This is a genomic window from Flammeovirga aprica JL-4 (assembly GCF_012844305.1).
Lineage (GTDB): Bacteria > Bacteroidota > Bacteroidia > Cytophagales > Flammeovirgaceae > Flammeovirga > Flammeovirga aprica.
The window spans coordinates 105,148-125,084 of sequence record NZ_JABANE010000002.1 but is presented as its reverse complement, the minus strand read 5'-3'; the positions used below and the strand labels follow the sequence as shown (position 1 = coordinate 125,084).

At 37.7% G+C, this 19,937-nt stretch carries 15 protein-coding genes; 1 reads left to right on the top strand and 14 read right to left on the bottom strand.

The window, feature by feature from the left end; genetic code table 11:
• Positions 1-386: 386 nt before the first annotated feature.
• The 4 genes from HHU12_RS01235 to HHU12_RS01220 all read right to left on the bottom strand — a co-directional run bounded on the left by HHU12_RS01235 (position 387) and on the right by HHU12_RS01220 (position 4,781).
• Positions 387-794 carry a hypothetical protein gene (locus tag HHU12_RS01235; protein ID WP_169654320.1) on the bottom strand — a complete coding sequence of 136 codons (408 nt, stop codon included), beginning with the start codon at positions 792-794 and terminating at the stop codon, positions 387-389.
• A 46-nt stretch (positions 795-840) separates the two neighbouring features.
• A complete protein-coding gene (locus HHU12_RS01230; protein WP_169654319.1) occupies positions 841-1,356 on the bottom strand; it encodes a hypothetical protein in 516 nt (171 codons plus the stop codon).
• A gap of 378 nt (positions 1,357-1,734) precedes the next feature.
• On the bottom strand, positions 1,735-3,387 hold the full coding sequence (locus HHU12_RS01225) for an alpha/beta hydrolase-fold protein (RefSeq protein ID WP_169654318.1): 1,653 nt from the start codon (positions 3,385-3,387) through the stop codon (positions 1,735-1,737).
• 338 nt (positions 3,388-3,725) lie between these two features.
• A complete protein-coding gene (locus HHU12_RS01220) occupies positions 3,726-4,781 on the bottom strand; it encodes a lactonase family protein (RefSeq protein ID WP_169654317.1) in 1,056 nt (351 codons plus the stop codon).
• A 137-nt stretch (positions 4,782-4,918) separates the two neighbouring features.
• Here HHU12_RS01220 and HHU12_RS01215 point away from each other — a divergent pair, with 137 nt between their 5' ends.
• On the top strand, positions 4,919-5,689 hold the full coding sequence (locus HHU12_RS01215) for an IclR family transcriptional regulator (protein ID WP_169654316.1): 771 nt from the start codon (positions 4,919-4,921) through the stop codon (positions 5,687-5,689).
• A 257-nt stretch (positions 5,690-5,946) separates the two neighbouring features.
• Here the strand turns inward: HHU12_RS01215 and HHU12_RS01210 are convergent, their stop codons facing one another.
• From HHU12_RS01210 to HHU12_RS01165, 10 genes are all read right to left on the bottom strand, one after another.
• Positions 5,947-6,390 carry a MaoC family dehydratase gene (locus tag HHU12_RS01210; RefSeq protein ID WP_044211250.1) on the bottom strand — a complete coding sequence of 148 codons (444 nt, stop codon included), beginning with the start codon at positions 6,388-6,390 and terminating at the stop codon, positions 5,947-5,949.
• A 180-nt stretch (positions 6,391-6,570) separates the two neighbouring features.
• A complete protein-coding gene (locus HHU12_RS01205; RefSeq protein WP_169654315.1) occupies positions 6,571-7,341 on the bottom strand; it encodes an SDR family oxidoreductase in 771 nt (256 codons plus the stop codon).
• A 184-nt stretch (positions 7,342-7,525) separates the two neighbouring features.
• Positions 7,526-8,539: a zinc-dependent alcohol dehydrogenase gene (locus HHU12_RS01200; protein ID WP_169654314.1), complete on the bottom strand. Its 1,014-nt coding sequence runs from the start codon at positions 8,537-8,539 to the stop codon at positions 7,526-7,528.
• 251 nt (positions 8,540-8,790) lie between these two features.
• Positions 8,791-9,864 carry a Gfo/Idh/MocA family protein gene (locus tag HHU12_RS01195; RefSeq protein WP_169654313.1) on the bottom strand — a complete coding sequence of 358 codons (1,074 nt, stop codon included), beginning with the start codon at positions 9,862-9,864 and terminating at the stop codon, positions 8,791-8,793.
• Between the two features lie 483 nt (positions 9,865-10,347).
• The gene (locus tag HHU12_RS01190) at positions 10,348-11,583 is read right to left on the bottom strand and encodes an ABC transporter substrate-binding protein (protein ID WP_205959741.1); all 1,236 of its coding nucleotides are present in this window, start codon (positions 11,581-11,583) and stop codon (positions 10,348-10,350) included.
• Entirely contained in the window at positions 11,552-12,730 is a 1,179-nt protein-coding gene (locus HHU12_RS01185) for a CaiB/BaiF CoA transferase family protein (RefSeq protein ID WP_169654312.1), read from the bottom strand. Before HHU12_RS01185 ends, HHU12_RS01190 begins: the two co-directional genes overlap by 32 nt.
• A 10-nt stretch (positions 12,731-12,740) precedes the next feature.
• Positions 12,741-13,889 (bottom strand): CaiB/BaiF CoA transferase family protein, encoded by a 1,149-nt coding sequence (locus HHU12_RS01180; RefSeq protein WP_169654311.1) that lies wholly within the window; start codon positions 13,887-13,889, stop codon positions 12,741-12,743.
• Positions 13,882-15,027 (bottom strand): extracellular solute-binding protein, encoded by a 1,146-nt coding sequence (locus HHU12_RS01175; RefSeq protein ID WP_169654310.1) that lies wholly within the window; start codon positions 15,025-15,027, stop codon positions 13,882-13,884. The genes HHU12_RS01180 and HHU12_RS01175 overlap by 8 nt, the downstream gene beginning before the upstream one ends.
• A 36-nt stretch (positions 15,028-15,063) precedes the next feature.
• Positions 15,064-16,134 (bottom strand): L-rhamnose/proton symporter RhaT, encoded by a 1,071-nt coding sequence (locus HHU12_RS01170; protein ID WP_169654309.1) that lies wholly within the window; start codon positions 16,132-16,134, stop codon positions 15,064-15,066.
• Positions 16,135-16,630: 496 nt separating this feature from the next.
• Positions 16,631-19,816, bottom strand: a complete 3,186-nt coding sequence (locus tag HHU12_RS01165) for a glycoside hydrolase family 2 TIM barrel-domain containing protein (protein ID WP_169654308.1) — start codon at positions 19,814-19,816, stop codon at positions 16,631-16,633.
• Positions 19,817-19,937: the final 121 nt, after the last annotated feature.

Below are 19,937 nucleotides of genomic sequence, written 5' to 3'. Positions count from 1 at the left end.
AATGATGACTTTACTCCTTTACATACTTCACTTAGTTTCACATTAACAAATTTGAATATGAAATTATTATTATGATTTACATAATAATAATAAGAGGTATCTTTACTTTTTTTTGTTGAATGGTATTTGAGATTAATTGATTCATGATATGGAAAATGATCATAGAATTGAACCAGATAATTTCCATTACTTTGTTTTGTGAACTTAAGTTTACCCCTTGTTACACCCACTTTGTTATATCCCTTTTCAATATTGTCGTATTTACTATCCACAAAGTCTGAAAAGTACTGTTTATGAGTATAAGTAGATGATTGAGCATAAATTACGTTGCTAAATAATCCAAATAGAAATAATAATAATAACCTAGACATAATAAAAAAAATTTCTTAAAACATATAAATAAACGCTTGATTTTTACGATCAAATAAAAATGAAATACTAAAATTATTGGCATATCCTGATATTGTTTCAGATGCTTTTTTTCCAGTAAATAATATGTGTGATGGGTTTTCATTACTAATATTTAATACATCATACACATAAATTATTTGACCATTAGGAGCTTTTTCTGTTCTATTATATTTAAACCTTAAATCTTGAAGTTTAGCTTTTTCTTCAGCTAAAAATACTTTCATATAGTAATTACCTTCTGAAGTGCTTTTTTGTACATTAATACGAATCTGGTTATTGACTTGCTTCATATCATTTCCATCTTGAAATGCTCCCATAAAGCTTGTTTGACAAAAGGCAGTAATTGAAAATAGGTTGGAAAGTATAAAAATAAATATCTTCATGTTAAAAAAATAGGGGAAAGTTTAGTAAAGAAATATATCAACTTAATTAAAAATCAGAATAAGCTCTTTGTTTTGTTTTCTCTTTTGAGTTTGATTCACTATCAGAAATCTTAGCAATAGTAAAATCTATAGTTTGATTCAATTTGGAGTAAATAATAAAATAATTGATATTATTCTTTCTTGCTTGCCATCTAACTTTATTATCACTTATTCGCTTTTTTATTAATGTCAAATTATACTTTCTTCTAACTCCTTCTACAAAGTTTGTAATTTGAGTTGGACTTACTTTAGAATAATAAGAATATCTGGGTTCAAGGAGACCACTTGCTTTATTATTTGTAGTAGCCCTATATGGGCTCGTATGTATTTCATAACTACTAAAAGTAATGAATGATATCTTTTTACTTTCTTCAAATATTTTTAGAATACCATAAACCCCTCCTACCGTTGTTTCAATATTTTCGTTATTAGCAATATAACTTCCAATTGAATAACCTTTTAATTCCTGTGAAAAAACATTTCTAGTACTTATAAAAAGTAAAAAAATAAACAATAGTCTCATTCGATTTTTTGATTTAAGAGTAGGTAAAAAATAAAATCAAATATAAGTATATTTATATTTCATTAAGGAATTTTACAACAACGATTAACGTATGTTATCATATGTGTAATTTTTTCACTCTCAAATAAATTCCTCCTATAATTCACCACTTTAATAGTCAACCATATTCATTTCATTTTTATGTGCATATTGTTGTCGCAAAATTGTTACGATGTGCCTTTAACTATTTGAAAGTCAATAGTGTTTAAAATCCCGGTGGGGCTACTAGGTATGTATTTAATCTACTTAGAAAAAATGCAAACTGCTTAAACGGTACCGTTAGGGCGGTTTGCATTTTTATTATAACATTGGGAAATGTGATATTACTTACAACATAAATTATTTCTCCAACCCCTTCAATTCCTCTTTCTTAAAATAACGGTTCTCAACAAAGTTTTTCTGACAGAACTTTAGGTACTTCTGATATTTTTCAAACTCAATGTTTTGCTCATCTGCCGTTTTAATGATGGTATAGTTGTACTCCAAAGTATACTCTGGCCATTTCTTTTTTGCAGTTTCAACGAATTCTATAAATTCATTTGCCTTCCCTAGTTTTTCCACGAAGAAGGCTTTGTATTGATATAGATTTGCATAGAAAATCATTTTATCGTTAGCGTCATTACTTTCCAGCATTTGATAAAGATATTTCGATGCTCTTTCGTTTTGATTAAATTCATTGGCGTAATAGAACATAACTTGTAGTTGAAGAAATTTCGATTGTTCTAATTCGTTTAAAATTTTATTGAATACGAAGGTGTTATTTTGATCTCTAGCCTGGTTGAGTAAATAAGTGACATCATATCCAATCGGTTCAGAAACACCATATTTAGTAATCATTTGCTCTTCGTAAGCACGTTCGAAAGCCTTGTAACTAAATGAATCATTATACATTTTCCCGATTAGAGAATCGTAGTTTTTATAGTCTCTGAAGATAAATTTTACCGCATCGAAAAGACTTGAATTTGGTAAAGTGATATGGTCTGCATTATACTTTTGAGCAACAATATTTTCACTTAATTCCTTTTGATTATCAAGGTAGGCACCGAAGAGATTAAACTCATCATCTTTACTTCCATAACCAATAAAGTAGTCTTTGTTTTCTTTTTTATTATCTAAGAAATTTTGCTGAAAATAGCCTTCGAAATCATTGACCGATAAAGCAATAATGCCATCGAAAACATCATTATCTTTTAGATACACTTTCGTGACAAAATTACCTCCATCTGAGTGCCCGATTAATGTGTTATGACCAGATACAGAGTATTTATCATTAATAAAAGGAACGATTTCTTCTAAAATACTTTTATAAAAAAGTTCTCCTTCTGGAGTAAATTCACTTATAGGTAAGCCTTTTGTAGTACCCCAATTAGGACTAAGATCTCTTCCTCGGTCAACATTATCAATACCCACCACAATACATTCAGGGATGAAATTACCATTGATATTTGCATTAGCTTGAAGGATAGAAATACAAGCTATTGATGGATTAAATAGGGCTTCTCCATCTAAAACATAGATTACCGGATATTTTTTATTGGAGTTGTAACCATTGGGTAAAAATATCCTCAAAGGCCTTTCTTCACCGGGATAGTGCTTTGAGGAAATGTATTCGACATCATAATTTAAAGCATATTTCCCTTTGGTCATCTTTTCATCTGACCATCTTTCTATCACATAGTTTAATTGTTCTTGAGGAGTAGAAACAGTAATGTTACTGAATTGTTCAACTCCTTCTACCAATCCTTCAGAGTCCCAATTCCCTCTTGTAAATTTAAACTCTGCGGGATAAGTGAGTTCAAGTTGAATCTCTCTTTTGTGATCAGAAACTTTATTCATCTTAACTTTATTGGGTTTCCAATTTCCAATGCTCTTTTGATTTCCCGTGATATAAACTTCATCGGAAGTATTTGGAACTGTTACTGTAATCAAAGATTGACCAAACAAATAGATCGGTAGTAAAAGGATGAATAGAGTTGAAGTTGTTTTTTTCATTTTCATGATTCTTATAGAAGTTTTTGCTGTAAAAACAGAAGACAGTTTATTGGAGTGTGTTGTTGAAGAGTTTTTTCCTCAAAGAAATAACTGTTTGCTAGTACAAGTGTTCAACAAATTTTGATTGAAAAGTCTTGATAATAATAAACTGCAATACTTTTTTTATTTAAGAAGCGAAGCTAGTAAAGTTTTTAGAAACTTCAAATTGAGATTATTTCTCAAAATTAAAATTGCTGAATAAAATAAAGAGTAGCATTCTAATTATAAAGTGAATTTTAAGTGAGCTTTTAAAGTACTGGCAATTGTGCAACACCACGTTGCACAATTGATCCTTATAATTAAAATGATCCCCCAAACCCCACACAACAAACCGACCTTACCCCGTCCACTTTCTCTACAACCTCCAACATACCACTATCCTCACAAACAGAAAAAACAACCAAAGATTCAGAGTCTTGATTTCCTACAATCAAAAGTTTTCCGTCGGGAGAAATCTCAAAATCTCTAGGGGTAATACCTTGCGTTGGAACTTCTTCGATAAGGTTTAAAGCCTCCGTGTCGGGATCAAATTTTAGGATGGAAATGCTGTTGGTGCTTCTTACTCCGCAGTAGATAAATCGGCCACATATTGATAATTTGATGGCGGAAGCGGAGGCGACATTATTGTGGTCTTGTGTCATGATGGAGACGTTTTTGATCCACTGCCAAGCGTTATTCTGCCATTTGAGGAGACTGACTTCACCTGTCATTTCATTGGAGACAAAGCAGTAATTGCTGTTGGGGTGTTGTATTAAATGCCTTGGACCGCCACCTGCAGGAACGCTTACTTCATTGGTTTGTACGAACTGATTGTTTTGGTATTTTAGACTGTAGATTTTATCATTTCCTAAATCGACTAGAAGTAGAAGATCATGAGCTTTGTCGTAATAGGATAAGTGGGCGTGAGGTCCTTCTTGACGTTCTTGATTGATGCTTCCTCCTGTATATTTTATATTTTGAGAAAAGGGAAGAGGAATGCCATTTTCATCTAAATCATATTTTAGAAAATTGCCGGTTTCATAACAACTCACCATTAAGCAATTGTACTTTTTGAGGTGTAAAATATGGCAGGGTAATCCTCCATTGATTTCTAATGATTGAAGCAATTCTAATTTTCCTTGATCGGTTTTAAAACAAAGTAATTTTGGTGCTAAGTTTTGCTGTCTTTCTTGGAAAGTATAGAGTAATTCTTCTTTTGGGTTTAATGCAAAATACCCAGGGTTGATGGTCTCATAACTTTCCAGTAAAGTGATTTTGGAAGTGGTTGGATTGATATTAAAATATTGAATGCCGATACCGTTTCCTGACAGGCCAGGCCCAACATGTTCGGTGTATGATGATGTGTAAAAATTCATTTCATTAAGTTTGTTTGTTTGATTTTAGCTATTATTCTTGTGATATAAAATTGAAAATAAGAGTTTCAAAAATACTGAAGGATTTACACCCTGTAATTTGAACAATTTCTTATTTTTGTTGAAACTAAATTTAGCATATGCCTACTTATAACTCTCCCGCACTCGACAAAGGATTAGATATTTTAGAATTTCTATCTGCACAGTCGGTTCCTCAATCTCAAGCAGAAATTGGAACAGGTATTAATCGTAAACCCAACGAGATTTACCGTATGTTGGTGTGCCTTGAGGAGAGAGGTTATATCAATAAAGAGCCCATTTCTGGGAAGTATCAATTGACGTTAAGGTTATTCCAATTATCCCATCATCACTCTTCCATTGATTACTTGGTGAAAGCTTCTATGCCTTATTTGGAACAGCTTTCTCAGACCATTAATCAGTCTTGCCACTTGAGTTTTTTCTATCAGAATAAACTACTGATTATTTGCCAAGCGAAGAGCATGACACCTATTTCACTTTCTGTAGAAGTAGGGGGCGTATTTCCAATCACTCAGACCAATTCTGGAAAGATCATTTTAGCCCATAAATCGGAAGCGGAAAGAGAGCGAATATTAGAAGCATCGGAGGAATATCAAGCATTATCGAAAGGGGAGAAAGCAGGTTTGGAGAAAGAGTTGTCGGCTTTGAAGGACCTTAAATGTTTTGTGCAAAAAAGTACGCTGACGGAAGGGGTTACTGACTTTGCCGCGCCTGTGTATGATATCAATAATGAAGTGATGGCCGTGTTGGTGGTATCGGGGCTAACTTCCCAATTAAAGAATGTCTCTCAAGACGATATTATTAGTGAAATCTTAAATACTGTGGATGCGATTAATGTATCCATCGGCGGTGTTCCTTCGGATAAAGAATAATCCCAAAGTGATGTAATATACACCATATTGGGATGTAGATAGTTGAAATGTAGTAGGTCAAGCATTTCCTTTTTATATCGCAAGTGTTAAGCGAAAGCGTCACTTGTGATGACATATTGGCGAAGTCTCCCGACTTCGAAACACAAAAGTGAAATATCTATTCATTTCGAAGTAGGGAGACTTCGCCAAAGAATAGTTCCAAGTGACGCTTTCGCTTAACACTTGAAACATGTTTTCTCATTCTTATAATTAACCTACTACCCTTTTTTCTTTGCTAACAATATATGATCACAAACCAGAACCAATTCATCTCTTTGATTAATGACTTCCACGTGCTCAATCACTTGACCCAATTCCGGCTTCTTTGATTCTGATTTCTCAGAAATTGTCACCTTCACATGGATGGTATCACCAATATGCACCGGCTTCACAAAGCGTAAACGGTCATATCCTTTAGAAAATGCCTCTGGATTGATTTCCGTTGCCGTCATCCCAATGGCCACACTAAATGTCAATGTGCCGTGTGCAATACGTTCCTTAAAAGGTTGTGTTTTACACCATTCCGCATCCATATGGTGGGGGAAGAAATCACCTGTTTGTCCTGCATGAACAACAAAGTCTGTTTCTGTAATCGTTCTGCCAAGAGTTTCTCTGTAGTCTCCTAGTGTGTAGTCTTCGAAAAATTGTGATTTTATATGCATGATTGTTTTTTTAAAATAAAAAATATTGAGGGAAGAGGGAAGAGGGGAGAGGTAAGAAGGAAGAAAAAAAGATTATCGAAATTGAAATCGTGATGATTCGTGTGGTAGGCAATTTAGTAGTCCAAAAACCACAACACGATCCACTTCTCTTACCTCTTCATTCTTAACTCTTCCCTCTCTCTATCGTCCCATCCATCCGCCGTCAACAAGCATTACTGCACCTTGCATATAAGCACTTGCTTCCGAGCAAAGGAATACTACTGGACCTGCGAAATCTTCCGGTTTACCCCAGCGTCCTGAAGGGATACGTGCTAGGATTTGCTCTGATCTTACTGGGTCGTTACGTAATGCTTCTGTGTTATCTGTGTCGATGTAACCTGGTGCAATAGCGTTTACGTTCACGCCTTTTGAGGCCCATTCGTTCGCAAAAGCCATAGTCATTTGACCGATTGCTCCTTTTGATGCCGCATAACCTGGCACTGTAATACCACCTTGGAAAGTTAAAAGTGATGCTGTAAATACCACTTTACCTGAGCCTCGAGCCACCATTTCTTTACCAATTTCACGCGTTAAGATGAATTGTGCATTTTGGTTTACCTCAATTACTTTGTCCCACATTTCGTCAGGATGTTCTACTGCAGGAGCTCTGAGGATTGTACCAGCGTTATTGATTAAAATATCAATTACGGGGTGGTCTGCTTTTACTTCTTTAATGAAAGCATAAAGTGAATCACGGTTGGAGAAATCACAAGTGTAAGCAGAAAATTTACGACCCAATGCCGTCACTGCTTTTTCCACATTACTTCCTGTTTTTTCAAGAGAGGCACTTACGCCAATAATATCGGCGCCAGCCTCAGCTAATGCCACGGCCATGCCCATGCCGATACCTCTTTTACAACCTGTAACTAATGCTACTTTTCCTTCTAAACTAAATGTATTTAAAACGCTCATTGCTTTATTTTTTTCTTTTTGATGTAAGTGTTTTGTGCACCACGACTGAAGTCATGGGCAGGTGATATTTACTTCAACAACACTAAAGTGTTATTTCCGTTTTTAACCTTCAAGACTTCAGTCTTGGAAAGGTTTGTTTATCACCTGCCCATAGTTTAAACTATGGTGCCTGACAGAATAGATTCTATTGACAATCGATCAAGAATTTCATCCCTGTTGGATTGTTGTCGATGTCTTCAAATATCTGTTGGATTTCATCCAGTGGTTTTGTGCCCGTGATGATCTTATCGAAATTGTATTTGTTTTCTGTGATCAATTGGATTGACTCTTCGTAATCTTCTTTTTCGTAGACACGAGCTCCAATCAATTCTAATTCTTTCCAGAAGAACTTAAACAGGTCCACGGGCTTTTTCTCTCCATGAATGGCCACCATTACAATACGGCCACGGATACCTGCCACTTCCGTCATTACATCTAATGAAGCTTGCACACCAGCTACTTCGAATACAACATCCGCTAATCCGCCTTCCGTTTGTTGGTCAACATAAGCTACTAAATCAGTAATGACAGGATTGACAACTTCAAAGCCCATGTCTTCTGCCATTTTAATTCTAGCATCATTCACTTCTGAAATAATAACTCTAGCGCCTTTGCTTTTGGCCACCATCGCAACAAGCAAACCGATAGGACCTCCACCTAAAACAACAGCCACTTCATCTTTTTTCAATTTACTCATGCGTACATCATGGCAAGCCACTGATAGAGGCTCAATAAGAGCTGCTAGCTTAAGGTCTGTTTCTTCTTTCAGTTTATGCAATGTGAAAGCAGGAACATTCCAGTATTGTTGCATGGCACCTGGGCTGTCAATTCCGATAAACTTCAATGCTTTTGCAATATGACTGTGTCCTTTATCAGCAGGTATTTCACCTCTGTTGTCTAATGGACGAACTGTGATTTTCTCACCCACACTAAATCCTTCCACACCTTCACCAACCGCATCTACAGTACCCGACATTTCGTGCCCGATAGTTACAGGAATACTGACACGCTTGTCCATCATACCATGATAAATATGTACATCGGTACCGCACACTCCACAATAGGCTACTTTAATTCTCACCTCACCTGCAGCAGGTGCTTCTATTTCTTTTTCAACAACAGTGAAGGTTTGATTTCCTTCGTATAATGATGCTTTCATTGTTTTATTTTTTATACCTTTTTTATCAAAATAATTTCTAGGACACGGATGATGCTTTCGCTTTACATTCGTGTCCCTGGTTTCAGGTTTAGTCTAAGTTTAGTATGATGTTGTAAACTCCCGTAGCCACGTAGCCTGCTACGTGTTTGTGTGGAGTATGATTACAGTATCGGTTTTGATGTATTGTTGTGATATTTTTACATCATCACTTTTTAATGTTTAGCGTAGCAGGCTACGCTTCTACGGGGTGATTAAATCGACCCATATTCTGGTTTCACTCCACCCATATCGCTCGACTTATACGCTGCTTCTACCACATGCATGGTTTTCAAAATATCTTCAATAGAAGTGTCCAATTGGTCAGACTCTCCGTTGGCATAACAGATCAATGAAGACATGGTGCCGATAAAAGCATCAGGGAACCATGACCCTTCTAATTTTTTGGTTTTCCACTCTGGTTTTTTCCCTTCTTCTAAAATGCAGTATTCAAAAGCGTCTGGCACACCGTCAGGGTAGTTCATCAAAAGGCCCATTTTAGCATAGATAGCACCTTTTGTACCTTCCCATTTTACATAGCTTTCTTGATGATCAAATCCGAAAACGTGATCGTGGTTAGTGCTGACTAATGCACGTACATCATCTTCATATTCCATGATGACATTGGTACGAGTAGACGACATTTCTTTGGCAGGGTGCTTTAAGGTTTTCGCCATAATTCCTTTTGGATCACCCAAAAATGACCTTACCAAATCGATGTGGTGAATACTGTGCTGTTGGATCTCCAATCTCGGATGATACATCACGTTCGGGAAAATTTCCCATGGTGTATATACCGAAACCTTCACTTCCATATCGTAGATTTTGCCGATGGCTTCTTTGTTGATCAGATCACGCGCAACCATGATGTAAGGGGCAAAACGCAATTGACAGTTTACGGCAGCGATAAGCTTTTTTCTTCTACAGACTTCGATGATTTTTTTAGTTTGCTCAAAGTAATCACCTAAAGGTTTTTGAATCAGAACTGGGGCGCCATCAGGTAGTTTTTCTAAAGTCGCTACAAACTGATTTGGCATGAGTGTAAGGTCGAAAACGGCATTCTCCGGAGCTTGTGCAATGGCATCATCGATGCTGTCAAATACTCTAGGAATGTCAAATTTCTCTGCTATTTTTTCTGCTCGTTCTTTTGTTCTATTGGTGATGCCATATACTTCAAATCCAGCTTTTCTATAAGCGGGCATATGTGCATCGTTGACAATACCTCCTGCTCCGATGATGATGATCGGGCGGGATGTTTTTGGTAAGGTATATTGATAATTTATTTCCATTTCATTATTGATTTAATTAAGTACTAGGACAGAAGTAAACGAGTGTTTCGTGCACCATAGTTAAAACTATGGGCAGGTGATACAACAATCTAATCAAGACTAAAGTCTTGAAGATTGATAACGTAAGCAACACTTTAGTGTTGGTGGAGTCAGTATCACCTGCCCATGACTTCAGTCATGGTGCGCGTAATTATTGTTCCATTTCTTTTGTCTTAGTACTTAAGTACTAGGAAAAAAGTAATTGGACATTTTATCTTATCTTTTTTGTCCTACTCATCGTTAGATTTTTATCACGTAGCTATGGCTATGCTCTTCAAATCTGTCTCGATTAGAATAAAAAATAACAATCTAAAATTGTCCCTTTTCTTCTTTCCTAGTACTTACTGTGAAAGAAAAAAGCGGAAACATCACTTTAGTGTTGTTGGAGTTGGTATCACTAGCCCATGACTTTAGTCGTGGTGCACGCAATATTCTTGTATTATATTATGTATTCACAAGTTCCAGCTGATCCACTTTCTCCTGTGCAGTGGCTAAGATGTTTTCGATGTCTTCTTCTGTATTGATTACCTTCAGCACTAACTCGTCGATGATGTCTGCGACTTGCGACCAATTGTTCATTCGAGGAAGTGATTCGGTGTTTTGATGCAGTTCTTCTAGTTTATGATAATAAGGGATTTCTTGATTGACCTTTGGACTTCTCCAAGTCGAAACTCTACATCCGATGCCTCCCTCTAAAGTCAAGAGCTCGTCGTTTTTTGCTGAAGTAGCAAATTGAATAAAGTCGTAAGCCAATTGTTGATGCTTACTGCCTGCTCCAATTACGTACATCCAATAGGCATTGAGAGAAACACCTTCACCACCTTCTCCGGCAGGGATGTAAGCTACGTCTACTTTGCCTTTTACTTTAGAATAAGGACTCACTTCGCAGTTGGCGGCAAAGCCAAACCAGTTGACGCTTAAGGCTAACTCACCATTGGCGAATGCTAAACCGGCTTCTACAGAATCAAACTCTCTTGATTTAGGGTGAATGGCCTCTTTGTTTTGTAAAGCTTTACGGTAGAATTTCATGCCTTCAACAGTTGCTTTTGAATGAAGTACTACTTTATCATCTTCAGTGATTAATTGTCCACCTCTTGTCCATAACTGAAGGCAGAAATCAAAGACGGTATTATGACCATCAGGATAAGCGGCGAAAGTCGTTCCGTATAAACCTGCTTGAGGACGGTGGAAGAAAGAAGCGACTTCCATCAGCTCGTTCCATGTTTTGGGAACCGTCAGTGCTCTGTTGTATTTTTTCTTGAAAGCCTCTTGTTCTTTTGGATCTTCAAAAAGGTCTGTTCTGTACATTAAGCACTCAGGGCCGTTATGAAATGGAAGTCCCATTACTGCATTTCCGAAGCGTTGCTTTCCTAAAAGAGAAGGACTCCATGCCTCTTCCAAAGCAGAGGAATCATTACCCATAAAAGGCATTAAATCAGCGATGGCATTATTGCTGTAAGCTTCCGTAATCCAATCGGTGTTCATTAATGCAATGTCCCAATCGCCTTTCTTCAAACCATCCTCTTTTAAAATAGTATCATAAAGAGGATGCAAGTCCATTGGTACTGCTTCCAATTCTACATCACATGCACGTTGTGAGCAGAAGTCGTCCCAAATCTTTTGGAGAGCACTTTCAAAAGGTCCGAATTTACGAACAGCAATTCTCAACTTTTCCTTCATGATCCAAAGCGTTTAGTTCTTTCAAAATTTCCTGAGTATGTTCTCCAATTGCTGGAGATCCTAAAGTTGATGTGAGGTATTCTCCATCAATTTTAATGGGACAACGAGTGGTTTTGTACTCGAATCCATCGCCCATTTTTACCTTCTGAATCATGTTGAGGGCTTTAAAACCATCGTGTTTGAAAAGGGTGTCCCAATTCAATACATCCGCACACCAGATATCGGCAGGTTCTAAGATTGAAAGCCAATGTTCAGTAGTTTCAGTCAATAAATGATCGGCTAGAATATTCTTGATTTCATCTCTTTGTGTAAACCAAGTATCAGGCTCAGGGTAGTTTGTTAATGATGGACAACCCAGTAATTCTCCCAATACAGGAATGGCACCCATAGCCAAAGCCAAATGACCGTTTTTAGTAGCGTAAACCCCATAAGGAGCACCTAAATAAGCATGTGCATTATTGCTTGCTGTTCTTACCGTAGGTTCGCCACCATCGTGATAATATGTGGTGATGGTTTCGAATTGGAAATCAAGAATAGACTCCAACATACTTACTGAAACCTTACTTCCTTGATTAGTTTTGAATCTTTTGATTAAGGAAGCGATAAGACCTTGTGCTAAGTGAGCACCCGCCAAGATATCAACGATCGCAATACCCATAGGTACCGGTCCTTTGTCGGCATTACCACTCAGCCATGTTACCCCTGATAAAGATTGCAACAGAAGATCTTGCCCCGGCTTGGCCGACCATGGTCCTTCTGATCCATATCCAGAAATGTCTCCATAAACAATCGAAGGGTTGATTGCTTTTACCGTATCATAATCCAACCCTAAACGTTCGATGACACCCGGTCTGAAATTGTGTACTAAAACATCCGCTTTCGCGATAAGCTTTAGTACTTTTTCTTTATCGATATCCGATTTTAAATCGGCTTGAAAACTCTCTTTATTTCTATTGATAGCTCTAAAAACAGAAGACTCACCATTCAGCATCACATTGGAAACATAAAGCTGACGGCAGATATCACCTGTTTCGGGGCGTTCTACTTTGATGACTCTAGCACCAAGATCTGCCAATCGGAGTGTAGCTGAAGGAGCAGACAAAAACTGGCTTAGATCAACTACTAATATATCTTTTAATGGAAGCATATTTTTGTCTTTATAAGTTAAACTCTTTGGCAATCGCATCTGTATCTTGACCCACTCTAGGAGCCGGTTTTGATGCAAATAATTTCTCATCATTTAAGCGGATAGGACAACGTGTAGTATGGATAAACTCGCCTGTATCAAGTGGTAGTTTTTGATCCATTTCCAATACTTTATAAGCCTCATGTTGTAACAGTTGTTCGTAATCAAGAACTGCCGAACACCATATTCCATCGGGTTCGAAAATATCTAACCATTCCTGAGTTGTTTTGGTGGCCAGTATTTCACGAAGTGTATTCATAATTTCATCACGCTTCGTAAACGTTTCTTCTTCTGAATACCCTCTTAATTGATCTGTATCAAGCAATTCAACTAGCTTTTCAAAGCCTCCCATTGCCAAAGAAATATGACTGTCTTTGGTAGCATACACTCCATAAGGAGCACTGAGGTAGGCGTGTCCTGATCCTTTTTCTGCACGTTGAGGAAGTTTATTTCCATCGTTGAGGTAAGTGGTGATGACTTCAAATTGGAAATCCAACATTGATTCTAATAAGCTCACTTCCACGAAAGCACCTTTCTTGGTTTTCGCACTTCTAAGCAAAGCGGCTAAAATCCCTTGTGCCATATGTGACCCTGTGATGATATCAGCGACCGCCAATCCGAAAGGAGTAGGGCCGTCGTTTTTATCACCCGTAAGGTGTGACAAGCCCGACATACACTGTACTAAAAGGTCCTGTCCGGGTTTCGCAGACCAAGGACCTTCAGTACCATAACCAGTAACAGTCGCGTATACAATTTGTGGGTTGATCGCCTTGACAGTAGGATAGTCCAACCCAATTTTTTCCATCACACCCGGACGGAAGTTGTGGGTCATCACATCTGCTTTGGCGATAAGTTCTTTTACTTTTTGTAGATCTTCTGCATCCTTTAAATTGGCGGCATAAGATTCTTTATTTCTATTGAGGGTATGGAAAACCAAACTGCTTCCATCCACTCTTAAATTTTTAATAGCTATCTGACGACCTGCTTCACCATGATTTGGACGTTCAATTTTGATCACACGAGCCCCCAGATCTGCCAAACGCAAACCTGCGGATGGACCTGCCAAAAACTGACAGAATTCCAACACCAAAAGGCCCTCTAATGGTTTTGAATTAGTCATTTTGAGAAAGCGATTTGATGTACAATTCATTTAATTGTGACAAGAGTACTTTAGAATCACCACCCTTCATCATAAACTCACGAATCGGTGCACCGGCTCTATCTTGGAAGTACATGTGCCCGTTGTAACGTGGTCGTAAAAATGCACGATCCAAAGCAGGAAGTGTATCGCTAAAGAAGTCCATGCACTTGCTGTTTACTCTCTGATCCGTCCAAGCTTTTCTATGTCCGGGCTGACCACCATTATCAAAGAAAATACCCTTCTGAACATCCAGAGAACCTGCAAACTCCAAGAATTTCGAAGCCAATTCTTTTTCTTCACATTTAGAAGATAAAGCCAAGCCCGTTCCGCCCAATGTACTGATCAGTTTTTGATCGTTGATGGCCACCATATCATGATATTTTAAAGGAACACGAGCATAGCCTTCACGAGAGTAATTTGTATATCCATATCCGAAAGGAGCGTACACATAATCGTCTGTTTTGGTCATGGCCTCACAAACTTTGATAGGGTTCCAATCGTAACTTTCTTCTTTAATATTTTCTCCTAAATCGCGAAGCATCTGAAGTGCTTTCAATCCAATTTCTTTTGAAACGACATACTCTTTTGTTTCACACACATTTTCGCCCAACGTAGAGCAAACCATGTAGAAACTCATTAATGTATCTTGAGGAATACCAGGGATCGCCACTTTTCCAGTTTTCGATAACTCTACTAAATCATCCCACGTTTCAGGAAACTTTAATCCTTCTTTTTCAAAAAGGTCCGGACGGCTAGAAGCAACTGGAGTTGCCGCGTCAATTGCCAATGCCCATTGATGATTATTGTAAGCGTAACTTTCGTGTGATCTACCCACCGTATTTTCTTCCAAATCTTTCATGAAATCTTGTGGAAGCAATGTATCCAAAGGCATAATCACTTGAGTTCGGGCAGCAAAACCGGCCCAAGGGTGATCGATAATTAAGAAGTCATATCTTTCTGCCAGTTGGTCTATTGGTTCATCAGCAAAGGCTTGAAGTGATCTTTTCTCCCAAGAGATCTGTACATCAGGATATAGTTCTTCAAAACGCTGTGAAACGGCTACTATTGAGGTAAATCCACGGCTGTGGTTCCAAGTAATTCCTTTTAATTTTTTCATTTCAGTTTAATATTTTTAGTCTAATTGTATCTTTTATTAATGCCCTATTGCTTCAGTCCCCATGCTACTTCCGTAAGTCATGGTTAAGAAAGAAATGATAAGTATACCCAAGGCAAAGAGTAATGTATTGTAAGTTCGTTTGCTTACTTGCGACCATTCTTTCATTAGAATACCCAAGATGTAACTGAAGAAAATGAGCATTGACATATGAATCACCCAGCTGGCAAATTTGAAATCACCCATTCTCACATGGGCCATATTGTAGAAGAAGAATTGTCCGTACCATAATGCACCACTTAAAATGGACATTAGGAAGTTGGTGCCGATTGTTTTTGATCCAAGCCCTTTTACATCCACAATTTCTTTTAATGTTTTTTGCTTAATTCCTACCACCACAAACCAAACAAGGTTAGTCGCAAAAGCACCCATTGTCGATAACATCAGATTGGCATTTCCTTCGAAATAACCAGCCCCATGTTTTCCTGCGATTTCAGCAATTGGAGCACCTACTTCTAAAGAGATACCAAAGACCGCCGAAAGCACACCGGCAATTAAAGTGAGCATAAAACCTTTCTTCATATTAAAAGAAGGTTGGTCGCCTGTTTCAATATTTAGTGCTTTAAGATCCTTTTCTTTTCTATAGCCCGAAACCCCACAAAGTGCAATACCTATAAGAGAAATAAACATTCCTAAGTAAATAATATTTCCACCCGGTTCATAGAATTTAGAAACCAATTCACCATGCATAATCAACGGCACGATCGTACCCAAAATGGCTGAGATTCCAATAGAAATGGTATAAGTAAGGGAGTACCCAATTTCTTTAATAGCATATCCAAAACACATGCCTCCAAAACCGTAAATCGTTCCTAAAATAAAAGCATTGAAGATCACTTCAGAAGGCGATTCTGCGAAGACTTCCCATAAATCAGGTACCGTTATGTAACCAATAACTAAAGGGAAAATAAACCAAGCGAAAGCGGCTTGAATCAACCAATAGGAATTCCAATTCCATTGCTTTACTTTTTGAAAAGGTACATAACAAGTAGATGCCGAAACGCCTCCCACTGCATGTAATAAAGTACCGATTATTGGATTTTGTTGCATTGTTTACTTCAAATATGAATAAGTATTTTAAATATGAATGCAATAACACATATTATTTTTAAATCCGAGAGAGAAATGTATTTGTTACACATTTACCCCCTGTAAATGCATAAAAAGTTCAACTTTGTACCCGCTTTGTGTATGTTTTTAGAGGAGATAAGCATTAGATATTTTCTGTAGGGTCGTTGCATTGCAACGTCCACGCAAACCATAAGATGCAGGTTCGTTTTTATGTGATGCTTTTGAAATGAAGAAAACCGCACCTTTAATAATTTAAAAGTACGGTTTTTGGCTAGAAGTCAGAGACTTCTGAAGATCTTGAAAGCACAAGAGACGCTGTCGCTTAACTCTTGCGCTAGGGAGTGGTACCACTGGCGCGAATGTTAAGCGCTAGCGTCATTCGTGTCCTATTGATCATCAGAAATCTCCTGATTTCTAAACACTATTTGTTTAATCTTTATTATGGTGGTTCAGCGGACGTTGCAATGCAACATCCCTACAACTCCATCACAAAACAAAACGCATATTCCTTCACTGGTACCCAATATTCCTTCAAAGGCTTCGGACCACAACTCGCATTACCAAGTCCGAGCATTTGAGCATCGATGCACAATATGGTTTCTTTTCTCTCTTGGAGGAAAGCAGGACGACAGGCTTTATCCAAATCTTTCGCATCATAGTGAAGGGCAGAGAAAATAAACGGAGTATCTGATTTTACCTTCAAGGAAGTTTTCTTTTTGGATGAAAGCTCTACCCAACGTATTCCTGATCGGGCACCGTTTTCTTGGGGTACAACGTAAGGAACAAAGAGATCTGTTGCCGTTGAATTGTAGATGCCCAAGTGAGCGGATTCTTTACGGTCGGGGTAGTTTTCGTGAGGACCGAAACCGTACCAATTCACATTTTCAAATCCTTCTACTAACCCCAATTTCAAACCAACTCTTGGCAATGTTTCCATCATTTCAAAACCTGTTGGAGTGACCTTATTATCCATTTTGATGGTGCCGTTTCCACTAATTTCATAGGTGCATTCATGTTGAATACTTCCAGAATCAGAAAGGTATTCATGGACTACATTCACACGTGCAAGTTCTTTGGAGATTTGTTCGGATTGGAAGGATACTATCTTTCTTTTTAATTGCTTTAGATCAGCGTCATCCCAGCTTTTGACAAACAGTCTGTCGTTCTCAATCGACGAACGGTAGACGTTCAATTCAGGTCCTTTGATGTCCCCATTTTGAGCAATGATTTCTTTATTATTGGATAAGATGGATTCGATAATTCCTGTTGTTTTATTGAAATGAATACTGAAGTTTTTACCATTAAGCAATACCTTATTTCCGTTGTCAGATAAAGTAATTTTTCCTGATACTTTATCTACTTTCGGAGATGCTTTTTGAAGGAGAATTTGTTCTTTGGCGACTTCATATCCTACCTCTACCCAGCTTGTCGCTTCTTTTAATTTATAACTAAAGTTGAGTGCGTATTCAGCCGTTTTATCCATTTTAGGGAGTGATAGAGTGAAGGTTTCTGAAGCTTCAGGTGCTAAATCTAAAACTGGGATCTCTCCAACTTTTACTGCTTTACCATCTTTTAGAAGTGTCCAACTTCCTGCAAAGTTATTGAGGTTGGTAAATGCGTGTTTATTGTGAACTAGGAATGTATTTTCCTTACTGCTATCTGCTTTGATAGAAATGTATTGTTGTGCTTTTTTTACTTCGTAAATGGAAGGTTTTAGGCTTCGATCCGCAAAGACAATTCCTTTTGCACATTCGTTTTCTAATTCTAGAATATGGGAGAAATCACCATCAACGGGAAGTGAGTCTAGAGGATGATAATCTAATTTATGACTTTGACGAATGCTTCCATCAGGCATTTTTTCATTGTAGGTTTGATTGACCCAATCCCAAATATAACCGCCTAAAAACGATGGATTTTCTTCAACTACATTCCAATAATCCGTGAAGTTACCTAATGAGTTACCCTGTGCATGAGCATATTCAATCATGATATAAGGCTTGTTGTATTTTGGTTCTGCCCAAAAACTTAACTTCTTCCAATGCTTCAGGTTTTCAGTATTTTCAATAAACGGATACATCGAACTGTTCATATCAAAGTAGTCTTTGGTGGTCCAACAGTCTGTTTCTCTACCGTCATAAGAGATTGGTCGAGTAGCATCAAAACGACGAATGTAATCGCTCAATAAAGCGAAGTTTTGTCCCCAACCGGATTCATTTCCTAATGACCAGAAAATGATGGAAGGGTGGTTTTTAGCTCGTTCTACCATGGCTACGGCTCTGTCTAATGCCGTTGCCATCCAACTAATATCACTGCCCGGTACGCCGTTATTTCGGATAAAATAATCGGGAGTTTCCAATGCTTCGTCCATTACATAAAGCCCGTATTGGTCACACAAAGCATACCAACGGGAATCGTTAGGATGATGACTCGAACGGACGGCATTAATGTTGTGTTGCTTCATCAATTTGATGTCTTGAATCATGGATTCCTCTGTCAACGTTTTTCCTAATTCAGGATGTGATTCACCACGGTTCACGCCTTTGATTTTGATCGATTTTCCATTGACGTAAAGCTGTAAGTTTTCGATTTTCACTTCACGGAATCCAAAAGCCGTTCTAGTTACTTCTACCACTTCATCTTTTGTATTTAAAAGTGACAATACCACCGTGTAAAGGTTCGGGTATTCTGCCGACCATAGTTTAGGATTTTCGATCTTCGTAGAATAGTCTAAAACGCTTTCGGCTCCCAAGTTTCCCATACGCCAACCTAATTTCGGGCTTTTATCACCTGATTCATGTACCAAAGTACCGTCAGCATCATACAACGCAATTTTTACTTTATGTCCTTTGGCTATGATGTCTGTATTATTAAATACCTTGATTTTGGCATTGAACGTCGCATTTTTATAGTTTTCATCTAAGTCAGAAGTCAAATAGAAATCTCTGATCTGTACACCTGCACGACTTTGTAAATACACATTCCTAAATATTCCGCTAAACGTCCAAGTATCACCTGACTCAAAATAACTGCCCGTCGTCCATCGGTAGACTTGCACTGCTAGGGTGTTTTTTCCTTTCTTTAGATAGGGGGTAATATTGAAAACTGAACTTGTCATCGCATCTTCATCATAGCCGATCATTTCTCCATTGATCCAAAGGTAAAAGGCACTAGAAACGCCATCAAAATGAAGGAGCGTCTGTCTTTCTTCCCAATTTTCAGGAATCTCAAAAGTGGTTCTATAGCTTCCTATGGGATTGTAATCAGGGACATTCGGAATACGGATTTTTTCTTTTTTTACTAACATCCCAATACCTCTATGCGAGGGCGTACCATAACCATGACGTTCCCAACAAGAAGGGACAGGAATTTCTTTCCAATCCTCCACATTATAAGAAGGCAAATGAAAGTCCTCCGGCTTTTCAGCTACACGTTCCACCCAATGGAATTTCCAGTTTCCTGCAAGGCTTTTGTAATATTCGGAGGATTTATAATCACCTTCTAAAGCCGATTGTTCATCCGTAAATTGATAATGTGTCGTGGCGTGAGGTTCAGTTCCAACAGTATAGACTTGCTTGTCTTTCCAAAATTTCTGTGCCTGTAATTGGAGTGCAGAGGCCAATAAACCTAAGAGTAATATGAAGTTGCGTTGTTTGTATTTCATTATTATAAACGTGTTTTATGTAGTCAAATAGGTCTTATGTTGTGAATAATAGTTTGATAGTGAAACATCACCCTAATTCTTAAGAATTAAAATAAGCTTTTTAAAAGGTAGGGTAAGGTTA

What these genes read in the sequence shown, in the direction of transcription:
- HHU12_RS01235 (WP_169654320.1), bottom strand. Translation starts at nt 794, where the DNA reads ATGAAGATATTTATTTTTATACTTTCCAACCTATTTTCAATTACTGCC.
- HHU12_RS01180 (WP_169654311.1), bottom strand. Translation starts at nt 13,889, where the DNA reads ATGACTAATTCAAAACCATTAGAGGGCCTTTTGGTGTTGGAATTCTGT.
- HHU12_RS01165 (WP_169654308.1), bottom strand. Translation starts at nt 19,816, where the DNA reads ATGAAATACAAACAACGCAACTTCATATTACTCTTAGGTTTATTGGCC.
- HHU12_RS01195 (WP_169654313.1), bottom strand. Translation starts at nt 9,864, where the DNA reads ATGGAAATAAATTATCAATATACCTTACCAAAAACATCCCGCCCGATC.
- HHU12_RS01200 (WP_169654314.1), bottom strand. Translation starts at nt 8,539, where the DNA reads ATGAAAGCATCATTATACGAAGGAAATCAAACCTTCACTGTTGTTGAA.
- HHU12_RS01210 (WP_044211250.1), bottom strand. Translation starts at nt 6,390, where the DNA reads ATGCATATAAAATCACAATTTTTCGAAGACTACACACTAGGAGACTAC.
- HHU12_RS01230 (WP_169654319.1), bottom strand. Translation starts at nt 1,356, where the DNA reads ATGAGACTATTGTTTATTTTTTTACTTTTTATAAGTACTAGAAATGTT.
- HHU12_RS01215 (WP_169654316.1), top strand. Translation starts at nt 4,919, where the DNA reads ATGCCTACTTATAACTCTCCCGCACTCGACAAAGGATTAGATATTTTA.
- HHU12_RS01225 (WP_169654318.1), bottom strand. Translation starts at nt 3,387, where the DNA reads ATGAAAAAAACAACTTCAACTCTATTCATCCTTTTACTACCGATCTAT.
- HHU12_RS01175 (WP_169654310.1), bottom strand. Translation starts at nt 15,027, where the DNA reads ATGAAAAAATTAAAAGGAATTACTTGGAACCACAGCCGTGGATTTACC.
- HHU12_RS01190 (WP_205959741.1), bottom strand. Translation starts at nt 11,583, where the DNA reads ATGAAGGAAAAGTTGAGAATTGCTGTTCGTAAATTCGGACCTTTTGAA.
- HHU12_RS01185 (WP_169654312.1), bottom strand. Translation starts at nt 12,730, where the DNA reads ATGCTTCCATTAAAAGATATATTAGTAGTTGATCTAAGCCAGTTTTTG.
- HHU12_RS01205 (WP_169654315.1), bottom strand. Translation starts at nt 7,341, where the DNA reads ATGAGCGTTTTAAATACATTTAGTTTAGAAGGAAAAGTAGCATTAGTT.
- HHU12_RS01170 (WP_169654309.1), bottom strand. Translation starts at nt 16,134, where the DNA reads ATGCAACAAAATCCAATAATCGGTACTTTATTACATGCAGTGGGAGGC.
- HHU12_RS01220 (WP_169654317.1), bottom strand. Translation starts at nt 4,781, where the DNA reads ATGAATTTTTACACATCATCATACACCGAACATGTTGGGCCTGGCCTG.